This is a genomic window from Algoriphagus namhaensis (assembly GCF_042649705.1).
GTDB classification, from domain to species: Bacteria; Bacteroidota; Bacteroidia; order Cytophagales; family Cyclobacteriaceae; genus Algoriphagus; species Algoriphagus namhaensis.
Genome location: NZ_JBHRZS010000003.1, coordinates 98,650 through 117,981, shown reverse-complemented (window position 1 = coordinate 117,981; position 19,332 = coordinate 98,650). Strand labels below are relative to the sequence as shown.

The 19,332-nt window shown below is 41.4% G+C and carries 22 protein-coding genes; 16 read left to right on the top strand and 6 right to left on the bottom strand.

Annotation, left to right across the window (positions count from 1 at the left end):
• Positions 1-56 precede the first annotated feature (56 nt).
• The 6 genes from nusB to coaE all read left to right on the top strand — a co-directional run bounded on the left by nusB (position 57) and on the right by coaE (position 4,073).
• The gene (gene nusB / locus ACFOSV_RS02165) at positions 57-1,244 is read left to right on the top strand and encodes a transcription antitermination factor NusB (protein ID WP_377902931.1); all 1,188 of its coding nucleotides are present in this window, start codon (positions 57-59) and stop codon (positions 1,242-1,244) included.
• Between the two features lie 7 nt (positions 1,245-1,251).
• Positions 1,252-1,554, top strand: coding sequence for a YtxH domain-containing protein (locus ACFOSV_RS02160; RefSeq protein ID WP_377902929.1), 303 nt, complete (start codon positions 1,252-1,254; stop codon positions 1,552-1,554).
• 84 nt (positions 1,555-1,638) lie between these two features.
• Complete coding sequence (locus tag ACFOSV_RS02155; protein WP_377902927.1) at positions 1,639-2,184, top strand: DUF1573 domain-containing protein; 546 nt, start codon at positions 1,639-1,641, stop codon at positions 2,182-2,184.
• A 3-nt stretch (positions 2,185-2,187) separates the two neighbouring features.
• Entirely contained in the window at positions 2,188-2,502 is a 315-nt protein-coding gene (gene yajC, locus ACFOSV_RS02150) for a preprotein translocase subunit YajC (protein ID WP_377902925.1), read from the top strand.
• A 118-nt stretch (positions 2,503-2,620) separates the two neighbouring features.
• Complete coding sequence (locus tag ACFOSV_RS02145) at positions 2,621-3,475, top strand: YbbR-like domain-containing protein (protein WP_377902923.1); 855 nt, start codon at positions 2,621-2,623, stop codon at positions 3,473-3,475.
• Positions 3,468-4,073 carry a dephospho-CoA kinase gene (gene coaE / locus ACFOSV_RS02140; RefSeq protein WP_377902921.1) on the top strand — a complete coding sequence of 202 codons (606 nt, stop codon included), beginning with the start codon at positions 3,468-3,470 and terminating at the stop codon, positions 4,071-4,073. The genes ACFOSV_RS02145 and coaE overlap by 8 nt, the downstream gene beginning before the upstream one ends.
• A gap of 49 nt (positions 4,074-4,122) precedes the next feature.
• On the opposite strand, the gene ACFOSV_RS02135 is transcribed toward coaE, so the two are convergent.
• The 3 genes from ACFOSV_RS02135 to ACFOSV_RS02125 all read right to left on the bottom strand — a co-directional run bounded on the left by ACFOSV_RS02135 (position 4,123) and on the right by ACFOSV_RS02125 (position 6,706).
• Complete coding sequence (locus ACFOSV_RS02135; protein ID WP_377902919.1) at positions 4,123-4,551, bottom strand: nuclear transport factor 2 family protein; 429 nt, start codon at positions 4,549-4,551, stop codon at positions 4,123-4,125.
• A 72-nt stretch (positions 4,552-4,623) separates the two neighbouring features.
• On the bottom strand, positions 4,624-5,898 hold the full coding sequence (serS, locus tag ACFOSV_RS02130; RefSeq protein WP_377902917.1) for a serine--tRNA ligase: 1,275 nt from the start codon (positions 5,896-5,898) through the stop codon (positions 4,624-4,626).
• 37 nt (positions 5,899-5,935) lie between these two features.
• Positions 5,936-6,706, bottom strand: a complete 771-nt coding sequence (locus ACFOSV_RS02125; protein ID WP_377902915.1) for a hypothetical protein — start codon at positions 6,704-6,706, stop codon at positions 5,936-5,938.
• A 64-nt stretch (positions 6,707-6,770) separates the two neighbouring features.
• Between ACFOSV_RS02125 and ACFOSV_RS02120 the strand changes: the two genes are divergently transcribed.
• The 10 genes from ACFOSV_RS02120 to trxA all read left to right on the top strand — a co-directional run bounded on the left by ACFOSV_RS02120 (position 6,771) and on the right by trxA (position 16,419).
• Positions 6,771-7,751, top strand: a complete 981-nt coding sequence (locus ACFOSV_RS02120) for an isopenicillin N synthase family dioxygenase (RefSeq protein WP_377903495.1) — start codon at positions 6,771-6,773, stop codon at positions 7,749-7,751.
• 3 nt (positions 7,752-7,754) lie between these two features.
• The gene (chrA, locus tag ACFOSV_RS02115; RefSeq protein ID WP_377902913.1) at positions 7,755-8,960 is read left to right on the top strand and encodes a chromate efflux transporter; all 1,206 of its coding nucleotides are present in this window, start codon (positions 7,755-7,757) and stop codon (positions 8,958-8,960) included.
• A gap of 75 nt (positions 8,961-9,035) precedes the next feature.
• Positions 9,036-9,701, top strand: a complete 666-nt coding sequence (locus ACFOSV_RS02110; protein ID WP_377902911.1) for a cbs domain containing protein — start codon at positions 9,036-9,038, stop codon at positions 9,699-9,701.
• A 3-nt stretch (positions 9,702-9,704) separates the two neighbouring features.
• Positions 9,705-10,580 carry an NAD kinase gene (locus ACFOSV_RS02105; protein ID WP_377902909.1) on the top strand — a complete coding sequence of 292 codons (876 nt, stop codon included), beginning with the start codon at positions 9,705-9,707 and terminating at the stop codon, positions 10,578-10,580.
• 104 nt (positions 10,581-10,684) lie between these two features.
• Positions 10,685-11,434, top strand: coding sequence for a type IX secretion system protein PorG (gene porG, locus ACFOSV_RS02100; protein WP_377902907.1), 750 nt, complete (start codon positions 10,685-10,687; stop codon positions 11,432-11,434).
• Positions 11,435-11,519: 85 nt separating this feature from the next.
• A complete protein-coding gene (locus tag ACFOSV_RS02095) occupies positions 11,520-12,257 on the top strand; it encodes an isoprenyl transferase (protein WP_377902905.1) in 738 nt (245 codons plus the stop codon).
• 7 nt (positions 12,258-12,264) lie between these two features.
• Positions 12,265-14,961: a BamA/OMP85 family outer membrane protein gene (locus ACFOSV_RS02090; RefSeq protein WP_377902903.1), complete on the top strand. Its 2,697-nt coding sequence runs from the start codon at positions 12,265-12,267 to the stop codon at positions 14,959-14,961.
• A gap of 1 nt (position 14,962) precedes the next feature.
• The gene (locus tag ACFOSV_RS02085) at positions 14,963-15,493 is read left to right on the top strand and encodes an OmpH family outer membrane protein (protein ID WP_377902901.1); all 531 of its coding nucleotides are present in this window, start codon (positions 14,963-14,965) and stop codon (positions 15,491-15,493) included.
• A gap of 16 nt (positions 15,494-15,509) precedes the next feature.
• Entirely contained in the window at positions 15,510-16,064 is a 555-nt protein-coding gene (locus tag ACFOSV_RS02080) for an OmpH family outer membrane protein (RefSeq protein ID WP_377902899.1), read from the top strand.
• Positions 16,065-16,113: 49 nt separating this feature from the next.
• A complete protein-coding gene (trxA, locus tag ACFOSV_RS02075; protein ID WP_377902897.1) occupies positions 16,114-16,419 on the top strand; it encodes a thioredoxin in 306 nt (101 codons plus the stop codon).
• A 25-nt stretch (positions 16,420-16,444) separates the two neighbouring features.
• Here the strand turns inward: trxA and ACFOSV_RS02070 are convergent, their stop codons facing one another.
• From ACFOSV_RS02070 to ACFOSV_RS02060, 3 genes are all read right to left on the bottom strand, one after another.
• The gene (locus ACFOSV_RS02070; protein ID WP_377902895.1) at positions 16,445-17,560 is read right to left on the bottom strand and encodes a pseudouridine synthase; all 1,116 of its coding nucleotides are present in this window, start codon (positions 17,558-17,560) and stop codon (positions 16,445-16,447) included.
• A gap of 116 nt (positions 17,561-17,676) precedes the next feature.
• Positions 17,677-18,492, bottom strand: a complete 816-nt coding sequence (gene murQ, locus ACFOSV_RS02065; RefSeq protein ID WP_377902893.1) for an N-acetylmuramic acid 6-phosphate etherase — start codon at positions 18,490-18,492, stop codon at positions 17,677-17,679.
• Complete coding sequence (locus tag ACFOSV_RS02060) at positions 18,489-19,331, bottom strand: N-acetylglucosamine kinase (RefSeq protein WP_377902891.1); 843 nt, start codon at positions 19,329-19,331, stop codon at positions 18,489-18,491. The genes murQ and ACFOSV_RS02060 overlap by 4 nt, the downstream gene beginning before the upstream one ends.
• Position 19,332 lies beyond the last annotated feature (1 nt).

Here is a 19,332-nt window from a genome sequence, read left to right as displayed (position 1 = left end):
TTATTAAACCCTTTAGCCAGTCAAATTGCGTATATTTGCAACTTGATTTCCCCAACATGCTAAATCGAAGAATTTTAAGAGTTAAGGCCTTTCAGAGCTTATATGCTTACGAACAGTGTAAAGCATCCAATCTCAACCTAGCAAAGGATTATATCCAAGAAGCATTTGCACCGGACCTCAATAGTATGGAGGTTCAGGACAAAAAATTACTCGGTGCTCAAGCCAATGCGGCAATAGAGCTTTTGAAAAAGAATTCAACCGAGAGTGGTAAGCTTCTTCATTCCTCTGAGAACGAAAAAGTAAACCAGACGGTAAAGGATGCCTTGAGTCAAGTAGCAAAAGCAAATCAGGCAGATCGAGACTTTTTGGTGAAAAATATGGTTGCTGCGGCCGAAAGAATTCCTCAGCTATATTTGCTCGCCATTCAGCTTTTGCTTGCGTTTTCGGACCATGTAAAAACCGAATTTGAAAAGAAGAAAAAACTAGCAGATAAAAATAGCCCAGTTGCTTTTGATACTGAGCTCAATCTGACTAGAAATCAGATTCTAGAAAAAATCCGTATTTCCCCCTCATTCCAAGCCGCTGTAGCGAGACAGAATGCCAATTTGGATGATTTAGAATTAGAGATCAAAGAGTGGTTTAGAGACTACGTGAAGCCTACGGAGGAGTACCAGGAATATTTAAAGACCACTAAGCCTACCCTTGAGCAAGATCTCGCTATTGCCGAGGCCATACTAAAACGCGTGATTTTTAAAAATGAGGTGATCCTAAACTACTTCATGGAGAAAGACATGAACTGGACGGAAAATAAATCCATCGTTCGAAGTCTTGCCTCAAAAGTGCTTAAGAATGCAGCAGAAAAGGACTGCAAGGACTCTGACTTACTTCCCGAACTAGCGATTAACTGGGACGAGGATAGGGAATTCTTTCAAAATATCTTTAACTTCACACTTGAGGAAGCCTCTAAAAGTAAGGAGCTTATCGCCCAGAAAACGAAAAACTGGGATATTGAGCGACTTGCATTTACCGATAAAGTGATCATTTCTATGGCACTCGCTGAGATGAAGCATTTTCCGAGTATACCTGTGAAGGTCAGCATCAACGAGTACATTGATATCTCAAAAACCTATAGTACACCAAAAAGTAAGCAGTTTGTGAATGGTCTTTTGGATGTCATGTCAAAAGAGTTAACTGAAAGCGGTGAAATCCGTAAGAGTGGTAGAGGACTTTTAGACAATAAATAATATAACTATGAGCAAGAGTAGCAATTCATTAGTCGCATTCCTAGTAGGAGCAGGCATAGGTGCCGCATTGGGCATCTTATTCGCACCAGATACTGGAGACAATACAAGAGACCGCCTTTCTTTTCGACTTTCTAAATACAAAAAAGAATTAGAAGAACTGATCGGCGAGCTAGTAGAAGACAAAGAAATCCATCTTAACGAAGCCAAGAATGAAGGTAAGCGAGTGATTTCCGAAGCAAAAAACAAAGCTGAAAATCTTTTGAGCGATGTCAACAAATTGATCGATCAGATCAATAAAGAACCAAATTAAGCAGCCGATCAAATAAAATTTGCCTTTGGAGGTAGTCTTTATTTTATTCGCAAAACCAATTTTCCAGAACAAAAAATCAAAATTATGAAACTTAAAGTGATGAGCGCCTTGGTGCTTTCTGCAGTACTCGCTCTTGGAGCATGTGACCAGAAATCAGATCAAGAAGCCAAAATACAGGCTCTTGAGGAGAAAATCGCCAAACTAGAATCTTCAACAACTTCCGCGGTGACTCCTGTAAATGTACAGTCCACCCAGCCAGCTGACCCATCTTCTTTAGGTCAGTTTGAATTTGCTGAAATGGAGTACGATTTTGGAACCATCCGAGAAGGAGAAGTAGTAGAGCATGAGTTTAACTTCACTAACAACGGACAAGCTCCTTTGGTGATCTCTAACATCACAGCTTCTTGCGGCTGTACTAGCCCAAATTGGACCAAAACGCCAGTGAATCCAGGAGAGCAAGGTTTTGTTAAAGTAGTGTTTAATTCCACTGCAAAATCAGGATCTCAAGCACCAACAGTAACGATTCAGGCCAATACCAACCCAACAGTAACTCGACTTCGCATGAAGGGGAATGTTACTCCAAAATTAGGTGGTGGAACTGCTGCGCCAGTAGGGCCAATTAAAAAATAAAGTATGATTTCTACCGTATTAGCTCAAGCTGCCGCCGGTGGTGGTGGCATCCTGGGTCAGGTCTTTCTTTTTGGATCGATCATTTTGATCATGTATTTCTTCATGATCAGACCTCAACAGAAAAAACAAAAAGAAACCAAGAAATTTATCGAAGAAATCAAAAAAGGAGATAATGTAGTCACTATTGGCGGTTTGCACGGAAAAGTCTTCAGCGTGGACGGTGATGTGGTGATGGTGGAGCTGGATAGGGGATTAAAAGTAAAAATCGAAAAATCTGCAATCTCTCTAGATTTCTCCAAAAAAACCGAAACGAAATAATTGAATTTTGCCGGAAACTAAAAAATCCTCACTAAGGATTTCTCCTAAAAAACTCTCTAACCTCAAAGTGGTAGTCTTGTGCGTTTGTGCGGCTACCACTTTTTGGATTTTAAACGCCTTGAATAAAGACGACTACACCACAGTAGTCGATTACCCCGTAGAATTTGCTTACGATCCAGAGCAGTATATGCCTATTGGCGACCTACCCTCAGGGCTTCAGATCGAGATCAATGGAAATGGATGGGATTTGCTCAGAAAATATTTCAATATAAATGAGTCACCCTTTATCATTGAGCTGGAAAATCCTGCACGCCAAAACCAAATACAAACCTCAGAACTCAAAAGGTCACTCACAGACTTTTTGTCCCCTACCCAACTCCTTTCAATCTTAGATGATAGCCTATCCTTCCAGATCGATCGAATCCAATCTGCAAGACTAAGGCCCTATTTAGATTCAACCTCCTTTTCATTAGCTACCAATTACAGATTAATTTCAAAGATTTCCTTCGATCCTGATCAAATAACCCTTCGCGGGCCAAGTTCAGTCCTAGAAAATTTCGAAGGCGAATTTCCTGTGTTTCTAGATGAAAATCGAATTGATCAAAACATCGAAAAGAAAGTTAAACTTGAGATCCCGAAGCAATATCGAGACCAGTTAAGTCTGCAGGATGAAGTGGTTACGGTCTCCTTCAATGTGGTTAATTTTTTGGAAGGCAACCAAAGGTTAAACTTGGTAAAACGTAATTTTCCAAATAAGGCTTCCTTAGCAAATGAGGATGAACCAATCTTGTTTTATTACTTGGTGGATAGCCGTGAAGTCGAAAAATTCAGCGAGATAGAATTCGAGGCTATCCTCGATTTTTCACAACGAAATCGAGAAGATTCCACTATTTTAGTTCGTGTCAGCCCCAAACCAGAATATCTAGAAATCCTAAGAATAGTACCCGAAAAGATAAAGATTGTCTATGAGTAAGACGATTTTGAAAATCGGGATTACTGGAGGAATCGGTTCGGGAAAGTCAACCGTCGCGAAAGTTTTTCAAATTTTGGGAATTCCTACCTATTCTGCGGATGACCGAGCTAAATGGCTGATGTCAAATGACCCAGAATTGCGTGGTCAGATCCTTGAAAGCTTTGGGTCTGAATCCTTTTTACCTTCCGGTGAGCTGAATCGACCCTTTCTTGCCAAAACTGTTTTTTCCAATCCAGAAAAGGTAGCCAAAATAAATTCACTGGTACATCCAGCTGTGGGGAGAGATTTTGAAATTTGGTCCCAGCACCAAACTAGCCCCTACGTGCTCAAAGAAGCTGCTTTGATTTTTGAGACTGGAGGTGAGACGAAGCTTGATGCGGTCATCAATGTGAGTGCTCCACTTAAAATACGAGTCACCAGAGTTTTAATGCGGGATAAAAATCGATCAGAGGAGCAAGTGAATCAGATCATTAATCAGCAGCTCCCAGATGAGATTAAAAACGAGAAAGCCACATTTGTGATCAAAAATGGGCCTAATAAGTTAATCATCCCCCAAGTTTTAGCGATTCACAAAAAGCTTATTTCTATGGATAAATGAGCAAGTCTTTGAGCAATTTAAACCAAGCTCATCGAAATTAGAACCTCAACTAATCCAGAGGCTTCGAAGTCCAGCTTTTGTTAACAATTTTCCACTGCCCATCAATTTTCATCAGCGAGAGGTAATCGTAATAATAGATTCCCGGCCAGTATAGTTCTGTCTCCGCTACAGCTGCGACACCATTGATTCGAATGGCTACAAGTTCGTTTTTGAAATCATCTTTATTTCTTGGGTCTCCTTGAGCAGTGCCTTCCGCCCAAACCTCATAGGGAGTGATGGTAAACTGATCACCTCGAAAACCAATCAATCTCGCCTCGGGAATAAATGCTTCGTCCAACTTCGATCGATCCCGCTCCATCATACCATCGAAATAGTTTTGAACGGTAACCCGAATCATCTCCTCGTCTGTCTTGCTTTGTCCTTTAGCAAATGTGATCGTTACAAAAAGGATTAGAATAGCGCAAAGTGATTTTTTCATAATTGAAGGATATTTTTCTGTGAATAAATTTTAGCCACTAAAAAAGGTCTTGATTTCTCAAGACCTATCTGATTAGTCGATTTTATCAAAGCCCAAATATGGCTGAAGTACTTTTGGCATTAAGATGCCATCCTCAGTTTGATTATTTTCTAAAATTGAAGCAACGATCCTAGGCAATGCCAAAGCGCTACCATTTAAAGAGTGTGCCAATTGTGTTTTCTTATCTTCACCTCGGAACCTCAGCTTCAATCGGTTGGATTGGTAGGTTTCAAAATTTGAAACGGAACTTACTTCAAGCCATCGTTCCTGAGCGGCGGAATATACCTCCATATCATACGTCAGGGCAGAAGTGAAACCCATATCCCCTCCACATAGTCGTAGGACACGATACGGCAATTCGAGCTTTTGAAGTAAATCCTGTACATAGAGGCTCATCTCCTCTAGCGCCTTATAGGATCTCTCAGGATGGGTGATCTGTACGATCTCCACCTTATCAAATTGATGAAGACGATTCAAACCTCGCACATGAGCACCCCAACTTCCTGCTTCTCGTCTAAAACAAGGAGTATATCCCACATTTTTAACCGGAAAATCTCCCTCGTCCAAAATCACATCCCGATACATATTGGTAATCGGAACTTCGGCGGTAGGAATAAGAAATAAATTATCAGCCGTGGCATGATACATCTGCCCTTCTTTATCTGGCAATTGCCCCGTACCATAGCCAGATTCTTCATTCACCACAATTGGAGGCTGCACTTCTTGAAAACCTGCGGCTATAGCCTGATCTAGGAAAAAGTTGATCAAGGCACGCTGCAGTCGAGCCCCTTTTCCTTTGTAAACAGGAAAACCTGCCCCAGCGATCTTTACCCCTAAGTCAAAATCAATGATGTCGTACTTTTTGATTAGATCCCAATGCGGCAGCTTATTCTCTGGTAAAACCGGAATTGCTCCATTTTCCAAAACCACTTCATTATCCTCCGCTGATTTACCGGCTGGAACGGATGAATGAGGAATATTTGGAATGGTATATAGGAGCTCCTTAAGTTTTTCCTCAGCCTCGGTATATTGATCTTCAAGAGCTTTTGTTTCTAGTTTAAGTCCTGCCGTTTTCTCCTTAATGGCATTAGCTTCGTCCCGCTTTCCCTCTCTCATTAGTAAGCCAATCTCCTTCGAAAGCGCATTCGATTCGGCCTGAAGTTGATCTCGCTGGATTTGCGTAGATCGTCTTAAATCATCCCATTCAATGGCTTTTTGCAATACTTCTTCTGCTCCAGCAAAGTTCCTTTTTTGAAGGCCTGCAAGGTATTGATCGAAATTTTCTCTGATTTGATTTACTAATAACATGATGCGCTAAAAACTTGAAGTCGCAAAGATAATGAGCTTATTCCACAATAATGGTCTTATTCACTTGTGAGAATGGCCCTTCAAGCTCTTTGCCAGATACCCTTTGAAGACTCACCTTCACATTATATCGTCCTTTGGGAAGATTGGCAATCAAAATCGGAGCCATGTGATCTACCTTGTAGGAAAATTCATTCACTTCCACCTCCACCAATAATCCGTCTAGTTTCATATCTCCTCCCACAACCAAAAAATCGATGATCACTTCTTCCTCTGAGGAAAAACTCTGTTCATTCCTTGGGAAATTCAAGGCGAGATAGGGCTCAGCCGAATAGGGAAAAGGTCGAGAATCTCCAACCTGGAAATCTCGATCTATATAATTCCCAAAATTTTTCAAGGCAATTCCATCTTCATCGACCAAATAGGCCACGACTCGATAGCTTCCTTCACTCAAGTCTCGTTGAAAAATGGGAGCATAAAATCCGCTTGGGTCCCCTCCATTCAGAATATTATACAGCTTAAAATGCTTCTGATCTTCATCCTCAAAGGGAAAATTTTTAATATTAAACTCAAAAGGAACCTTCCCTGGTTTAAAGACTTGATTTCCTAACGGTGTGAAGAGCTCCAAAATGGCGTCGGGATATTCAGGAGCATCCTCGTATTGGTAAAAAGAGACTGGAGCCTTTTGCTCCTCCAAATCCAGAGAATCCTGAGGTAAATCAACGATAGACTCATTGATCTTTTTCTTTTCTTCAGAACAAGAAAAGAGTAAAAAAGAAAGACATACGCAGGGTATCAGGATTTTCTTCATATTTGAGTAAAATGAAACTAAAGATATTTAATTTTAAAGAAAGAAGTTCAACTCCTCATTCTCCATTATGGAAATTTTATTTGACGAAATCCCCAGCCTAGACCTAGCCCATTTCACCAAAGGTAGTCCCGATCAAAAAAAGGCCTTCGTAAAAGCCTTAGGCGAGGCTTATCAAAATATTGGCTTTGTTGCCATAAAAAATCATGGCCTTTCGCAGGGCCTCCAAGATCAACTATATCAGTCCATCCAGGATTTTTTCGCATTACCGGATTCGGTGAAAACCAAATATGAGCATCCTGAAATCGGCTATCAGAGAGGATATACAGGCAAGGGAAAAGAACACGCAAAAGGCAGAAATACTGGTGATTTGAAAGAATTTTATCATGTAGGCCAAGAGCTTTCAAGCATTCCTGATACAGACAGCGTAAAAAAGGAATACCCAAGCAATGTGTGGCCCGAAGAAATTCCTCTGCTCAAAGATAGCTCGATAGAAGCATACCAAACCTTAGAAAATGCCGGCAAATCCATGCTTCAAGCCATCGCGTTACACTTGGGACTGGATGAAGATTATTTTGAGGATAAGGTGGCATATGGCAATTCCATTCTGCGACAAATCCACTATTTCCCAATTGAAAATCCTGACGAGGTCCCTGCAGATGCCGTTCGAGCTGCCGAGCACGGAGATATCAACCTCATCACCTTGCTGATGGGCGCAAGTGCAGATGGCCTTCAAGTTTTACGAAAAGATGGGGTTTGGATACCTATCACCGCACTCCCAGATCAGATCGTGGTGAACGTTGGAGATATGCTGGAGCGATTGACAAATAAAAAGCTAAAATCGACCATCCATCGTGTGGTAAATCCTTCTCGCGAGAAAATGAACAGCTCTAGATATTCCATTCCATTTTTTATGCATCCTCGCTCAGAAATGGATCTGACTTGTCTTGAAAGCTGTGTGGATTCAGAAAATCCGAAGCAATTTACCGACATTTCAGCAGGAGGCTTTTTAGAGGAAAGACTTCGTGAGTTGGGACTACGATCCTGACACATGTCTATCAAAAAGGTTAGATATTATCTATTTTTAAAAGACATTGTGGTATTGTCATTGACGGCCTTTGGTGGCCCTCAAGCCTTTTTGGCCATGCTTCTCGAGCGAATGGTCACCCGCAGAAATTATATCAATGAAGACGAGCTTTGGGAACTTAATGCACTATGCAATATGCTCCCAGGCCCTTCGTCCACTCAGCTGATCTGTGCTATTGGTTATCGAGTAGGAGGCCCTAATCTCGCCTATCTCTCTCTTTTTGTCTGGATCTTACCTGCCACGCTCATCATGATCACGGCAGCCATGCTGATCAACTTTCTTCAAGAAAACACTCCTGGAGCGCTGAATTTTGCCAAATTCATCCAACCCATGGCCATTGGGTTTATCATTTTTGCTGCGCAAAAAACTATCGGTAAAATGGTGCAAACCACCGAAGCCATGGTTTTGGTATTGATTTCGGCCTTTGTATCCTTCTTTTACAGCTCCCCTTTTGTATTTCCGATACTCTTGATCTTTGGAGGTCTCAGCACTTCGATCAAATACAAAAATCAACCAAAAATGGAAAGAGATCAGCCGCTGAGGATTGATTGGGCCAATTTTTATCTCTGGGGAGGAGTCCTTCTATTTGCTGCTTCGATTGGGGCTGTTACCCAAAATTCATCAGTACTTCTTTTTGAAAATTTCTACCGAAATGGAAGCCTAATCTTCGGGGGTGGGCAGGTATTGGTACCCTACCTTTATGCGGAATTTGTAGATTTTAAGCATTTCTTATCTTCTGAAGAATTCCTTACCGGCTATGCGATCTCTCAGGGTGTACCCGGCCCAACATTCAGTATTTCATCCTATGTCGGCGCCCTATCAATGCGGGAGTTTGGTACCATTGGATTTATTATGGGGGGCTTGATTGCAGCGGCAGGTATTTTCCTGCCCGGGATCTTTCTTATATTCTTTGTGATCCGATTTTGGGATCAACTCAAAACATATCGGCCTGTACGCGCGGCACTTGAAGGAATCAATGCAACATCCTGCGGGATGCTTATTGCGGCAGCGTATTTGCTATTTGAGCCTATGGAAGCAAATGCAATTAACATTCTGATGATATTGGGGACGTATGCTATTTTACAATTCACAAAGATCTCCTCGCCAGCCATCATTGCAGGAGGAATCGTCTTAGGAATTATAGTGAACTACGTATCCACTATTCTCTGATGTAAGCCAACTGGGGAACAAGACAGCCAGTATTTGCGTTTTTAATATCTAATTAGTTTCTCTATCTTTCAAACTATGCAGTCCTACGAATTCATCACGAACCTGATTCCGCCTCTCAAGCTTACTGACAAGTGTAGCATGGCTTTGGCGTGGATGGAAGAAATCCGAATTGCGGTGTTGCCTGTGGTTCAAAAAGGTGAATTTTTGGGATTTGTGAGAGATGAGATCATCATGGATCTAAACAATCCGGATCTCACAATGGGCGAAATCGAGCTAGATGGCGTCAATTGCAAAGTTTTTTCAGACCAACATGTCTACGAGGTCTTACGGGTCGGCGCCGAGTTTGAATCAAATATTGTAGCAGTAACCGACCGTGAAGGCACATATCTTGGCGTCGTCACCATGGAAGATTCCCTTACCGCCTTTGCAGATAGCCTTTCCATTCAAACAAAAGGAAGTGTACTCGTTCTCTCTATGCACATGACAGACTATAGTCTAGCTGAAATCGCACGGATTGTAGAAACTGAAAACACCAAAATACTAAGCTCAATCATCAGTAGTGACCCCTTTGACTCGAGTAAGATCAAATTGACACTTAAGCTTGATCAACCCGAGTTGCGTTATATCAAAGCTACTTTGGAGCGCTTTGGGTATAAGATCATCGATCATTATCAGGAAGAAAGTGGCGTTAGCAGCGAAGAAGATCGAATCGGTAACTTGCTTAGATTTTTAGATATTTGAGACATGAAAGTGGTACTGCATGGCTTAAAACTCAAAGCCAATAGTCTCCCTCATATTGAATTTTTGCTCTCGCAATTGAGCGTACACCGGGTTGAAGTTTGGGTTACCGAACGGTTAGAGAAGGAATTGAGAAAAATCAGCTCAAATCAACTTAAACTCCCAAAGATTGAATCGAAAGTGCATCTGAACCAAATGGACTTTCTAATATCAGTTGGTGGAGATGGAACCATGCTTGATGCCATTTGCGAGATCGGCGATCTTGAGATACCCATTTTAGGCCTCAATACTGGAAGACTGGGATTTCTTGCTACAGTAGCGACCGAAGACATTGCAAAAAGCGTAGAATATCTCATCTCTGGAAATTATCAAATCGAATCAAGAAGTTTGATATCTCTCTTGGGAGAGGACAATTTATTCGGTGAATTGAATTTTGGGCTAAACGAATTTACAATCCACAAGAGAGATAACTCTTCCATGATCACTGTGCACACATACATTGACGGGAAATATCTCAATAGCTATTGGGCAGATGGATTGATCATCGCGACTCCCACTGGCTCTACCGGGTATTCCTTGAGCTGTGGCGGCCCTTTGATTTCCCCTGAAGCCAAGAATTTTGTGATCACCCCCGTAAGTCCTCATAATTTAAATGTCAGACCGATTATTGTTTCTGACGAAAGTCAAATCAGCTTTAAGATAGAGGGTAGAACTAAAAAATTTCTGGTTTCGCTCGATTCGCGATCTACTTCCATTTCCTCCAGAGCAGAGCTAAGTGTACAAAAAGAAAAGTTTTCGGCGAAGTTGGTAAAGCTTCCAGAATATCATTTCTTTGATACTCTAAGAAACAAATTAAATTGGGGTTTCGATATGCGAAATTAGATTCCACAGAAGGATTTTGGACCTAAAGGAGCTTAACAATTATTAACCCAGCAAATACTAAGAGGCGTTTTTTAAACGTTTGGTACTTCATAACTTGCATCGTCTTGAAAAAAGTCAATTTTCAGATTTTCAATTACTTATTCATCTTCAGCCTGATGTTTCTTGGAATAGAACAAATCGCTCAGGCTCAAAAGTATGAAATAGGTGCTGGAGCTGGAGTGGCTTCTTATTCTGGGGATATTATGCGACGCATAGATCCTGGTCAGGTGGGGCTTCAAGGAACGTTGTTTGGCAAGAGAAATTTTGACAATGTGTGGTCATTGAGAGGCGGAGTGAATATGGCTTTCCTCAATGCTGCAGATAGTATCAAGCCCATAGACCAACTCGCCGTTTTGCGTGATGCGAGATTCAGGGCCGGCATAGTAGAAATCAGTGCTATCATGGAGTTCAATTTCTTAGATTTCCTGAGAAACAATTCTGAGTTTCGCTGGTCTCCATATGCCTTCTTTGGCTTAGGCTATACTTTCGTGATTGCGAAGGGAAACACCTATGCATTCAACCGATCTGAAGACTACAACCTCAGCACTATGGTAATCCCATTTGGTGGAGGAGTAAAGTATCGCCTGGATGACCGATGGACCATAGCGCTAGAAGTAGGTATGCGTCCCACATTCACTGACTACTTAGACAAAATCGATAGTCAGGAACCACCCGTCCCAAGATTCCAAAATCCGGCAGCTCCTAATGAGCCCTATGGGATTAATTTTGGAAACCCTCACGACAAAGATTGGTATTACTTTACGGGAATCATGGTGAGTTACGTCATATCAAATACGAAATGCTTCGCATATTAATTATTTGAGGCTAAGGCTGAATAATTGGAAAAGAAATAGCATTTTTGTACCTCCAAAAAAGTAAGCTATTCGGATACGACTTAGCATGAAGGAAGTGATAGACCCAACTAGGATCCCCAAACACATCGCAATAATCATGGACGGCAATGGCCGATGGGCCAGACAAAAAGGGGCCATGCGAATATTTGGCCACAAAAATGCCGTCAAAGCAGTGAAAGACGCCATCGAAGGAGCGAAGGATCTTGGGGTAAAATATTTGACACTATTTTCGTTCTCGACTGAGAATTGGTCTAGACCTCAGGATGAGGTGGATGGATTGATGGAATTACTGGTAAAAACTATTACCAAGCAGGTTCCATTAATGATCAAAGACAATATTCGGTTCTCTGCAATTGGCGATACGGAAAGTATGCCTGATGCAGTACAGCAAAAGCTCCTATGGGCTCACGAAAGTACCAAAGACAATGATGGTTTAATACTGAATCTAGCACTAAGCTATAGTGGTCGATGGGAACTCACACAAACAATGCAGCACATTGCTCAAAAGGTCTCTGAAGGAAAGCTTGCCGTAAGCGAGATTGACCAAGACCTCATAAACGATCATCTGGCGACTAGGAATATTCCTGATCCCGAGCTGATGATTCGGACGAGTGGTGAATATCGGATCAGCAACTTTCTTTTATGGCAATTGGCCTATACAGAGTTACATTTTACTCCTGTATTATGGCCAGATTTTAGGCGAGAGCACTTGATTTCTGCAATTATTGATTACCAGCAGAGAGAAAGGCGATTTGGGAAGACAGGGGAGCAAGTTAAATCATAAGTTATTGATGAAAAGAAGTTTACTTTTATTGATCTGTTTTATTTGGGCAGGTGTTGCGATGTCACAGATTCGTCTGGGGCAAAGCCGCTATGCATCATCTAGACCAGTGGATATTATGGAATTGAATTATTCCACTCCTGCCACTTACCGCATCGCAGAGATAAAAGCTGTAGGGCTAACCACACTCGACGAAATCGCGATTATTTCACTTTCAGGTCTGAAGGTTGATGATCGCATTGAAGTGCCAGGTGAAGAAATTTCAAATGCCCTAAAGAAACTATGGGCTCAAGGTATCATTGGTGATGTCAAGATTTTGGTAACCAAAATTGAAGGCGAGGATATTTATCTGCTCCTAGACCTAACCGAACGTCCTCGTTTCTCTCGAGTAGAATTTACAGGTGTAAATAAAACCCAAGAAAGCGAACTCCGAGACAAAATAAATATCCGCGGAAGAGTAGTACGGGATGATGTTTTGAACAATGCCAAGCGGAATATTGAAAAGTATTACATAGACAAAGGTTATTTAAATACCGATGTCAAAATCATTCAAGAAAGAGATACACTTCTTCCGAATAGTGTGAAGTTGAGATTTCAAGTAGACACCAAATCTAAGGTGAAAATCAACGAAATCCAGATTTATGGAAATGATGAAATCGCGGATGCGAAGATCAAAGGGAAGTTAAAGAAAACCAAGGAGCATGCCCGCGTGCATCTCTTCAAGGATGCCTATTCAAGAGCAACAGCTGCTTCTGCCGCTGACTATAAAAATACGCTGCTCTATACTGACTCCGCTTCACACGAAGATGTCAAAACATACATCAACAAAACCCTCAAGCTGAATTTCTTCAATGGCTCCAAATTCATCCCAAAGGAGTACAGAAATGACAAGGATAATGTTATAAATTATTACAATAGCCAAGGTTTTAGAGATGCCGAAATTCTGGTAGACTCCATTTACGATTTCGATCAAGACAAGATTAATATTGATATCGCGGTAGAAGAAGGTAAAAAATACTATTACAGAAATATCTCCTTCCGTGGCAATTATATCCATCCAGACCGAGTGCTTCTGGCTAAGCTTGGAATTAACAAGGGAGATGTATACAACAAGGAAAAACTGGATAAAAGGCTAAACTATGATCCTCAAAAAGGAGATGATGTATCCTCTCTTTACCAAGATGACGGATATCTATTCTTCAGCATCGATCCAGTGGAAGTAAATGTTTTTGAGGACTCTATAGATATCGAAATGAGAATCTTCGAAGGCCCTCAGGTAACGGTAAATAGTGTAAATATTCAGGGAAATGAGCGGACCTCAGATCACGTGGTGATGCGAGAAATTCGAATTCTTCCTGGGCAGAAATTTAACCGTAGTTTACTGGTAAGAACAATCCGAGAGCTTTCACAGCTTGGATATTTTGACCCAGAAAATATAGAGCCAGACTTGAGGCCAAATTTCGAGGCAGCTACTGTAGATATTACCTTCAAATTGGAAGAACGGCCCAATGACCAAATTGAGCTATCTGGTGGATGGGGAGGTTTCTACGGTTTCGTGGGTACTGTAGGACTCGTATTTAACAATTTCTCCCTTAAAAATATCGGGAACTTCGATAAGTGGGACCCCCTACCTGTAGGAGATGGGCAAAGACTCTCGTTAAGAGTTCAGGCCAATGGACGATCATTCCAAAACTACAGTATCTCACTCACTGAGCCTTGGTTTGGTGGGAAAAAACCCAATGCGCTGAGCTTTAGCTTTAATCATTCTGTACAACGCCAAGTAGACTTCTTTAATCAGGACAATTTTGGAAATGAATTAGGTTTCTTTAAGATCACAGGGGTGACCTTGGGGCTTGCAAAAAGAGTCACATGGCCAGATGATTACTTTAGTATAAGCAATTCATTACAGTTTCAGGTGTATGAGTTTGATCAGTTTGGCACCTCCTTTGGCTTAAGCTATCCAACTGGTACCTCAAACAGTATCGCATTCAATACTACGGTTGCAAGAAATAACATTGACAATCCGATCTATCCAAGATTTGGATCAAATATCATCCTATCCGCGACTCTGACTCCTCCGTATTCATCACTGAATCCGAATATCGATCGGGAATCTCCAGACGAAGAAAAGTACAAGTGGCTGGAATACCACAAGTGGATGTTTGATGCATCGATCTACACTCCTCTATTTGGTTCTAATAAGTTAGTGGCAAGTGCTCGTGCTCACATGGGCTTCCTAGGATCTTATGGAGATAAAATCGGAATTATCCCATTGGAGCGATTTGTGATGGGTGGTGACGGAATGACGTTCAATAACTTTGCTCTAGGTCAAGAAATTATTGGCTTGAGAGGTTATGAAAACCAGTCTATTACCCCAGGTAGAGATAGTAGAGGTACTGCCAATCCTGATCCATATGGTGGAGTAGTTTACAATAAGTATGTGATGGAAGTGAGATATCTAGTTTCTCCAAACCCATCCGCTACTATATTCGTACTTGGATTTGCTGAGGCTGGTAATAACTGGGGATCGTACGCAGATTTCAATCCATATGATTTGAAGAAATCAGCGGGTGTCGGTGCTAGAATCTTCATGCCAGCCTTTGGACTACTTGGAGTAGATTGGGGTTATGGATTTGATCCTATTCCTGGAGCAATTCAGCGTAGTGGATCACAATTCCACTTTACGATTGGACAACAGTTTAGATAAAATGAAAAAGTCGCTGAAAATTGTATTTTTGCTTCTCTTTCTGGCAACCAGTTTTCAGGTGCGAGCCCAAAAAATTGGATACATTGACTCAGAGTATATTTTAAATAAACATCCGGATTATAAAGTAATCCAAGATGAATTGCTCAAACTGAGCCAACAGTGGAAAAAGCAGGCACAAGACCTGGATGCAGAGATAAACGATCTCTTTGTCCAGCTCAAAGCCGAAGAGGTTCTTTTGACAGAAGAAATGCACAAAGCAAGGCTAGGAGAGATTCAAGAAAAACAAAAAGCTTCTCAGAACTTTAATAGCCGAATCTTTGGAATCGATGGCGAATACTACCAAAAACAGGCAGAATTACTTCAGCCCTTGCAATCAAAAATCTATGATGCAATTGAGGTGGTGACCCGTCGAAATAATATAGGTATGCTTTTTGACAAAGCTTCGGTGCCAACTGGATTGATCTATACAAACCCAATTCATGATTACTCCGAATTTGTCTTGGCAGAACTAGGAATAGAAGAAAACAATTAATTATTAAAACTACAGAATGATGAAAGTAAAAGTTATCCTTTCAGCAATTGCATTGCTTAGCTTAGGATTTGTGGCTCAGGCGCAGGAAATCAAAATTGGATATACCAATGTGGAACTAATCATGGATTTGATGCCAGAAATGGAACAAATCGGAGCGGATATCCAAGATTACCAAACTCAGCTTCAAACCAACGTACAAACCAAAGGTGCTGACTTCCAGCGTCAGGTACAGGCTTATCAGCAAGCTGCCCCTACTATGACAGAAGAGGCTAGAGCGACAAGAGAGCAAGAGCTTACCAAGCTACAGGGTGAAATCCAAAAGTATGAGCAAGACGCCCAGATTAGCTACCAAAGAAAACTTCAGGAGCTTCTAGAGCCTGTGCAGACTAAGGTAATTAATGCTATTAATGCCGTGGCAGCAGAGAACAATTACACGCATATTTTCTCTGAAACTGCAGGTCAGTCTCCAGTACTTCTCTACACCAAGGAAGAAGATAAATTCACTGAGCTTGTTCTGGCAAGATTAGGAATCGAACTTCCTGCAGCTCCAGCACCAGGAGGAGGTAGATAATCCTATAAGAACTAAACTAAACCGGCCTCGCGCCGGTTTTTTTATCCCCATGCCAAAGCAAAATCCAAAAGACAAAATCTTTAAAAGTACACAGCCAATTCTCGTAGACTTTTATGCAGATTGGTGCGGCCCCTGTCAGACTATGGACCCCATTATCGATGAGGTACTTTCTGATTTGAATGGTAAGGTCAAGCTTCTCAAAATCAATGTAGACCGTAACCCTCAACTTGCTCAGCAGTTTGGGGTTCGATCTATCCCTCATTATATCGTGTTTAAATCCGGGAAAATTCTCTGGAGAAAAGGTGGAATAATTATGAAAAAAGATTTGGTGAAGGCCTTATCCAATTTCAAATAAAAAAGGCTCCAATTGGAGCCTTTAATTATATAAAGTATTTCAAGCGAATCACTTCCTTCTCACTTAGGAAACGGTAGTTCCCTCGCTTTAAATCTTTCTTATCTAGACCAGCGTACATTACGCGATCCAAAGCAGTCACCTCATATCCAAGGTGTGCGAAGATTCTACGGACTATTCTATTTCTTCCGATATGAATCTGTAAGCCTAGAATCTTACGATCTAAGGACAACACCTGTATATCATCCACAGGAGCAAGACCATCCTCGAGGGTCAATCCATCTCGAACTGCCTCTTCATCTTTTTGAGTCAAGGGTTTGTCCAAAGTAACCTGATAAATCTTCTTTACTTGATTGGACGGATGAGAAAGCTTCGCAGCGAGCTCCCCGTCATTCGTGAAAAATAAAAGACCTGTTGTATTTCTATCCAATCTACCTACTGGAAAAATTCGCTCTTCACAGGCATTCTTGACTAGGTTCATCACCGTTTTTCGTTCCATTGGGTCATCTGTAGTGGTAATGAAATCCTTCGGTTTATTCAAAAGAATGTAAACAGGTTTTTCTGGGTTGATCTTCTTGCCTTGGTAGATCACACGGTCACTCTTCTTCACTTTAAAACCCATCTCAGTAATGATCTCCCCATTTACTGTGATAAGCCCTTTTTTAATTAACGAATCTGCTTCTCTCCGACTACAGATGCCAGAGTTGGCGATATATTTATTCAGCCTAAACTCATGCTCTTCTGAATCTTGTTTCTTTGACGGGACGGCTTCAAAGTTATAATCGGGACGCTCAACATCTGGATTTATGTTAGTGCGTCTTTTGGCACCAAATCCCCTTTTCTCCTTGTTTCCCTCAAATCGAGTAGGCTTCGTAGTGCCAAATACAGGTTTTTCCCCCTTGCTTCTACCCTGGTAGTAAGTCTTTTCTGCAGCTTGCTCCTCTTTGCTTTTTGGGTACTTCTTCCCTTTTCCAAAACCCTTATCTTTAGAAAAGGATTTCTGATCATCGTACTTTCCTTTCTTCGAAAAAAGCTTTGAATCATTACCAGTAGAAGCTTTAGGCTTTCTGCCTTCTTGCTTTCCCTCATCTCTACGAGGGCTCTCTTCTGAACTTTGAAAAAACTGTTTCTTTGGATTTTTCATACGCTTGCAGCATCACTGCTGGATTAAATTTGAAAAGCCTTTGACTGTCAATGGCTTAATTGGGCAGCAAAGGTATAGCTAATCCCAAGAAAAAGCTACTGAAGATCAAACTTCGACTACTTATTTTTCTGGCTGTAAAAAAATTCTGTGGCGTTTCTCACTGATCCTTTTTCAAGAAGCAAATCTCGGGCTTGCTTTTCATCCAATCCTGTCGCCTCTACAATCATATTGGTTCCTCGCTCCACAAGTTTTGCATTAGACAACTGCATATCCACCATTTTATTTCCTCTTACCCTACCCAGTTTGATCATCACACTGGTAGAAATCATATTGAGGATTAACTTTTGAGCAGTACCTGCTTTCATGCGTGTACTTCCTGTCACAAATTCCGGTCCCACCACAGCTTCTAAAGGATGCTCGACCTCTTTGGATAATGGAGAATCTGGATTGCAGGTGATTGCTCCTGTGAGCAAGCCCTTTTTACGGGCCATTTTAACACCTCCAATAACATATGGAGTAGTGCCTGAAGCTGCGATGCCAATGACGGTATCCTCTGTGTTAAACCCGTACTCAGCTATATCATTCCAAGCTTGCGTGGCATGGTCTTCAGCATTTTCCACAGCTTTACGGATGGCAGAATCCCCTCCAGCGATCAAACCGATCACCATCTCAGAAGATACTCCGAAAGTAGGTGGACACTCTGAGGCATCTAAAATTCCTAGTCTACCACTTGTGCCAGCTCCAATATAAAACAAGCGGCCTCCCTTGGCCATCCTGGGAACTATGGCTTCAACCAAACGAGTAATGTTGGGAATTATCTTTTCTACGGCTGCTGGGACTCCCTTATCCTCATTATTGATGCTAGACAGTAGATCACTGACCTCCATCTTTTCAAGGTTGTCGTAGTTTGATACTGCTTCGGTTACTTTCATAGGAGTTCTTGATGATAAAGTGTCAATCCCGCTATCGGGCTTTCAAGAATAATATTCACATGGATATTCGCATCTGCAGAAGCTTTTCGAAGAATATCACTATTATAATATGCAATCGACCCCACAAAACTTACTGGTTTCTCTTCATAGCATTTATACTTTTTAATATGCTTGTCAAAAAAATCTTGAAATGCATTGTAATAAAGCATGTAGCAATAGGGATTGGACTTGTGTTCAGAGATAAATCTACAAAAACTTGCCATATACCTATTTGGGAAAGGCTGACGATAGACATGCTCTTGAATTGTGATAGCATCGAGTTTATACTTTTCAATCACCTCTTCTTTGATATCTGCCGGCATCTCATCATTGATAAAGTCCATCAAAAACTGTCGGCCTATATACCCTCCACCACCTTGATCACCCAGGATAAAGCCAGGAGCTGGTCTGGTATCAATAATCCTGATGCCGTCATAATCACAACTATTGGACCCAGTGCCCAAAATACAAGCAATGCCCGGCTGATGACCACAAGTCGCATGAGCTGCTGCGGATAAATCGTGATCTACATTTATTTTAGCCTCGGGGAAAATCGTTCTCAATGCATCAGCTACTTCTTGGTTTCGTTGTGGTGCCGAACATCCCGCACCATAGTAAAAAATCTCCTCGATTTCACTCTCCAAATTCACCAAAAAGTCATGACGCATTTCCTCAGCCATTTCCTGAGAGGTTTGATAATAGGGATTAAAACCCACACCACGGTGCTGGCTAATTCGCCGGTCTCGATGTATTACTCTCCAGTCAGTTTTACTGGAACCGCTATCTGCTATTAATATCATT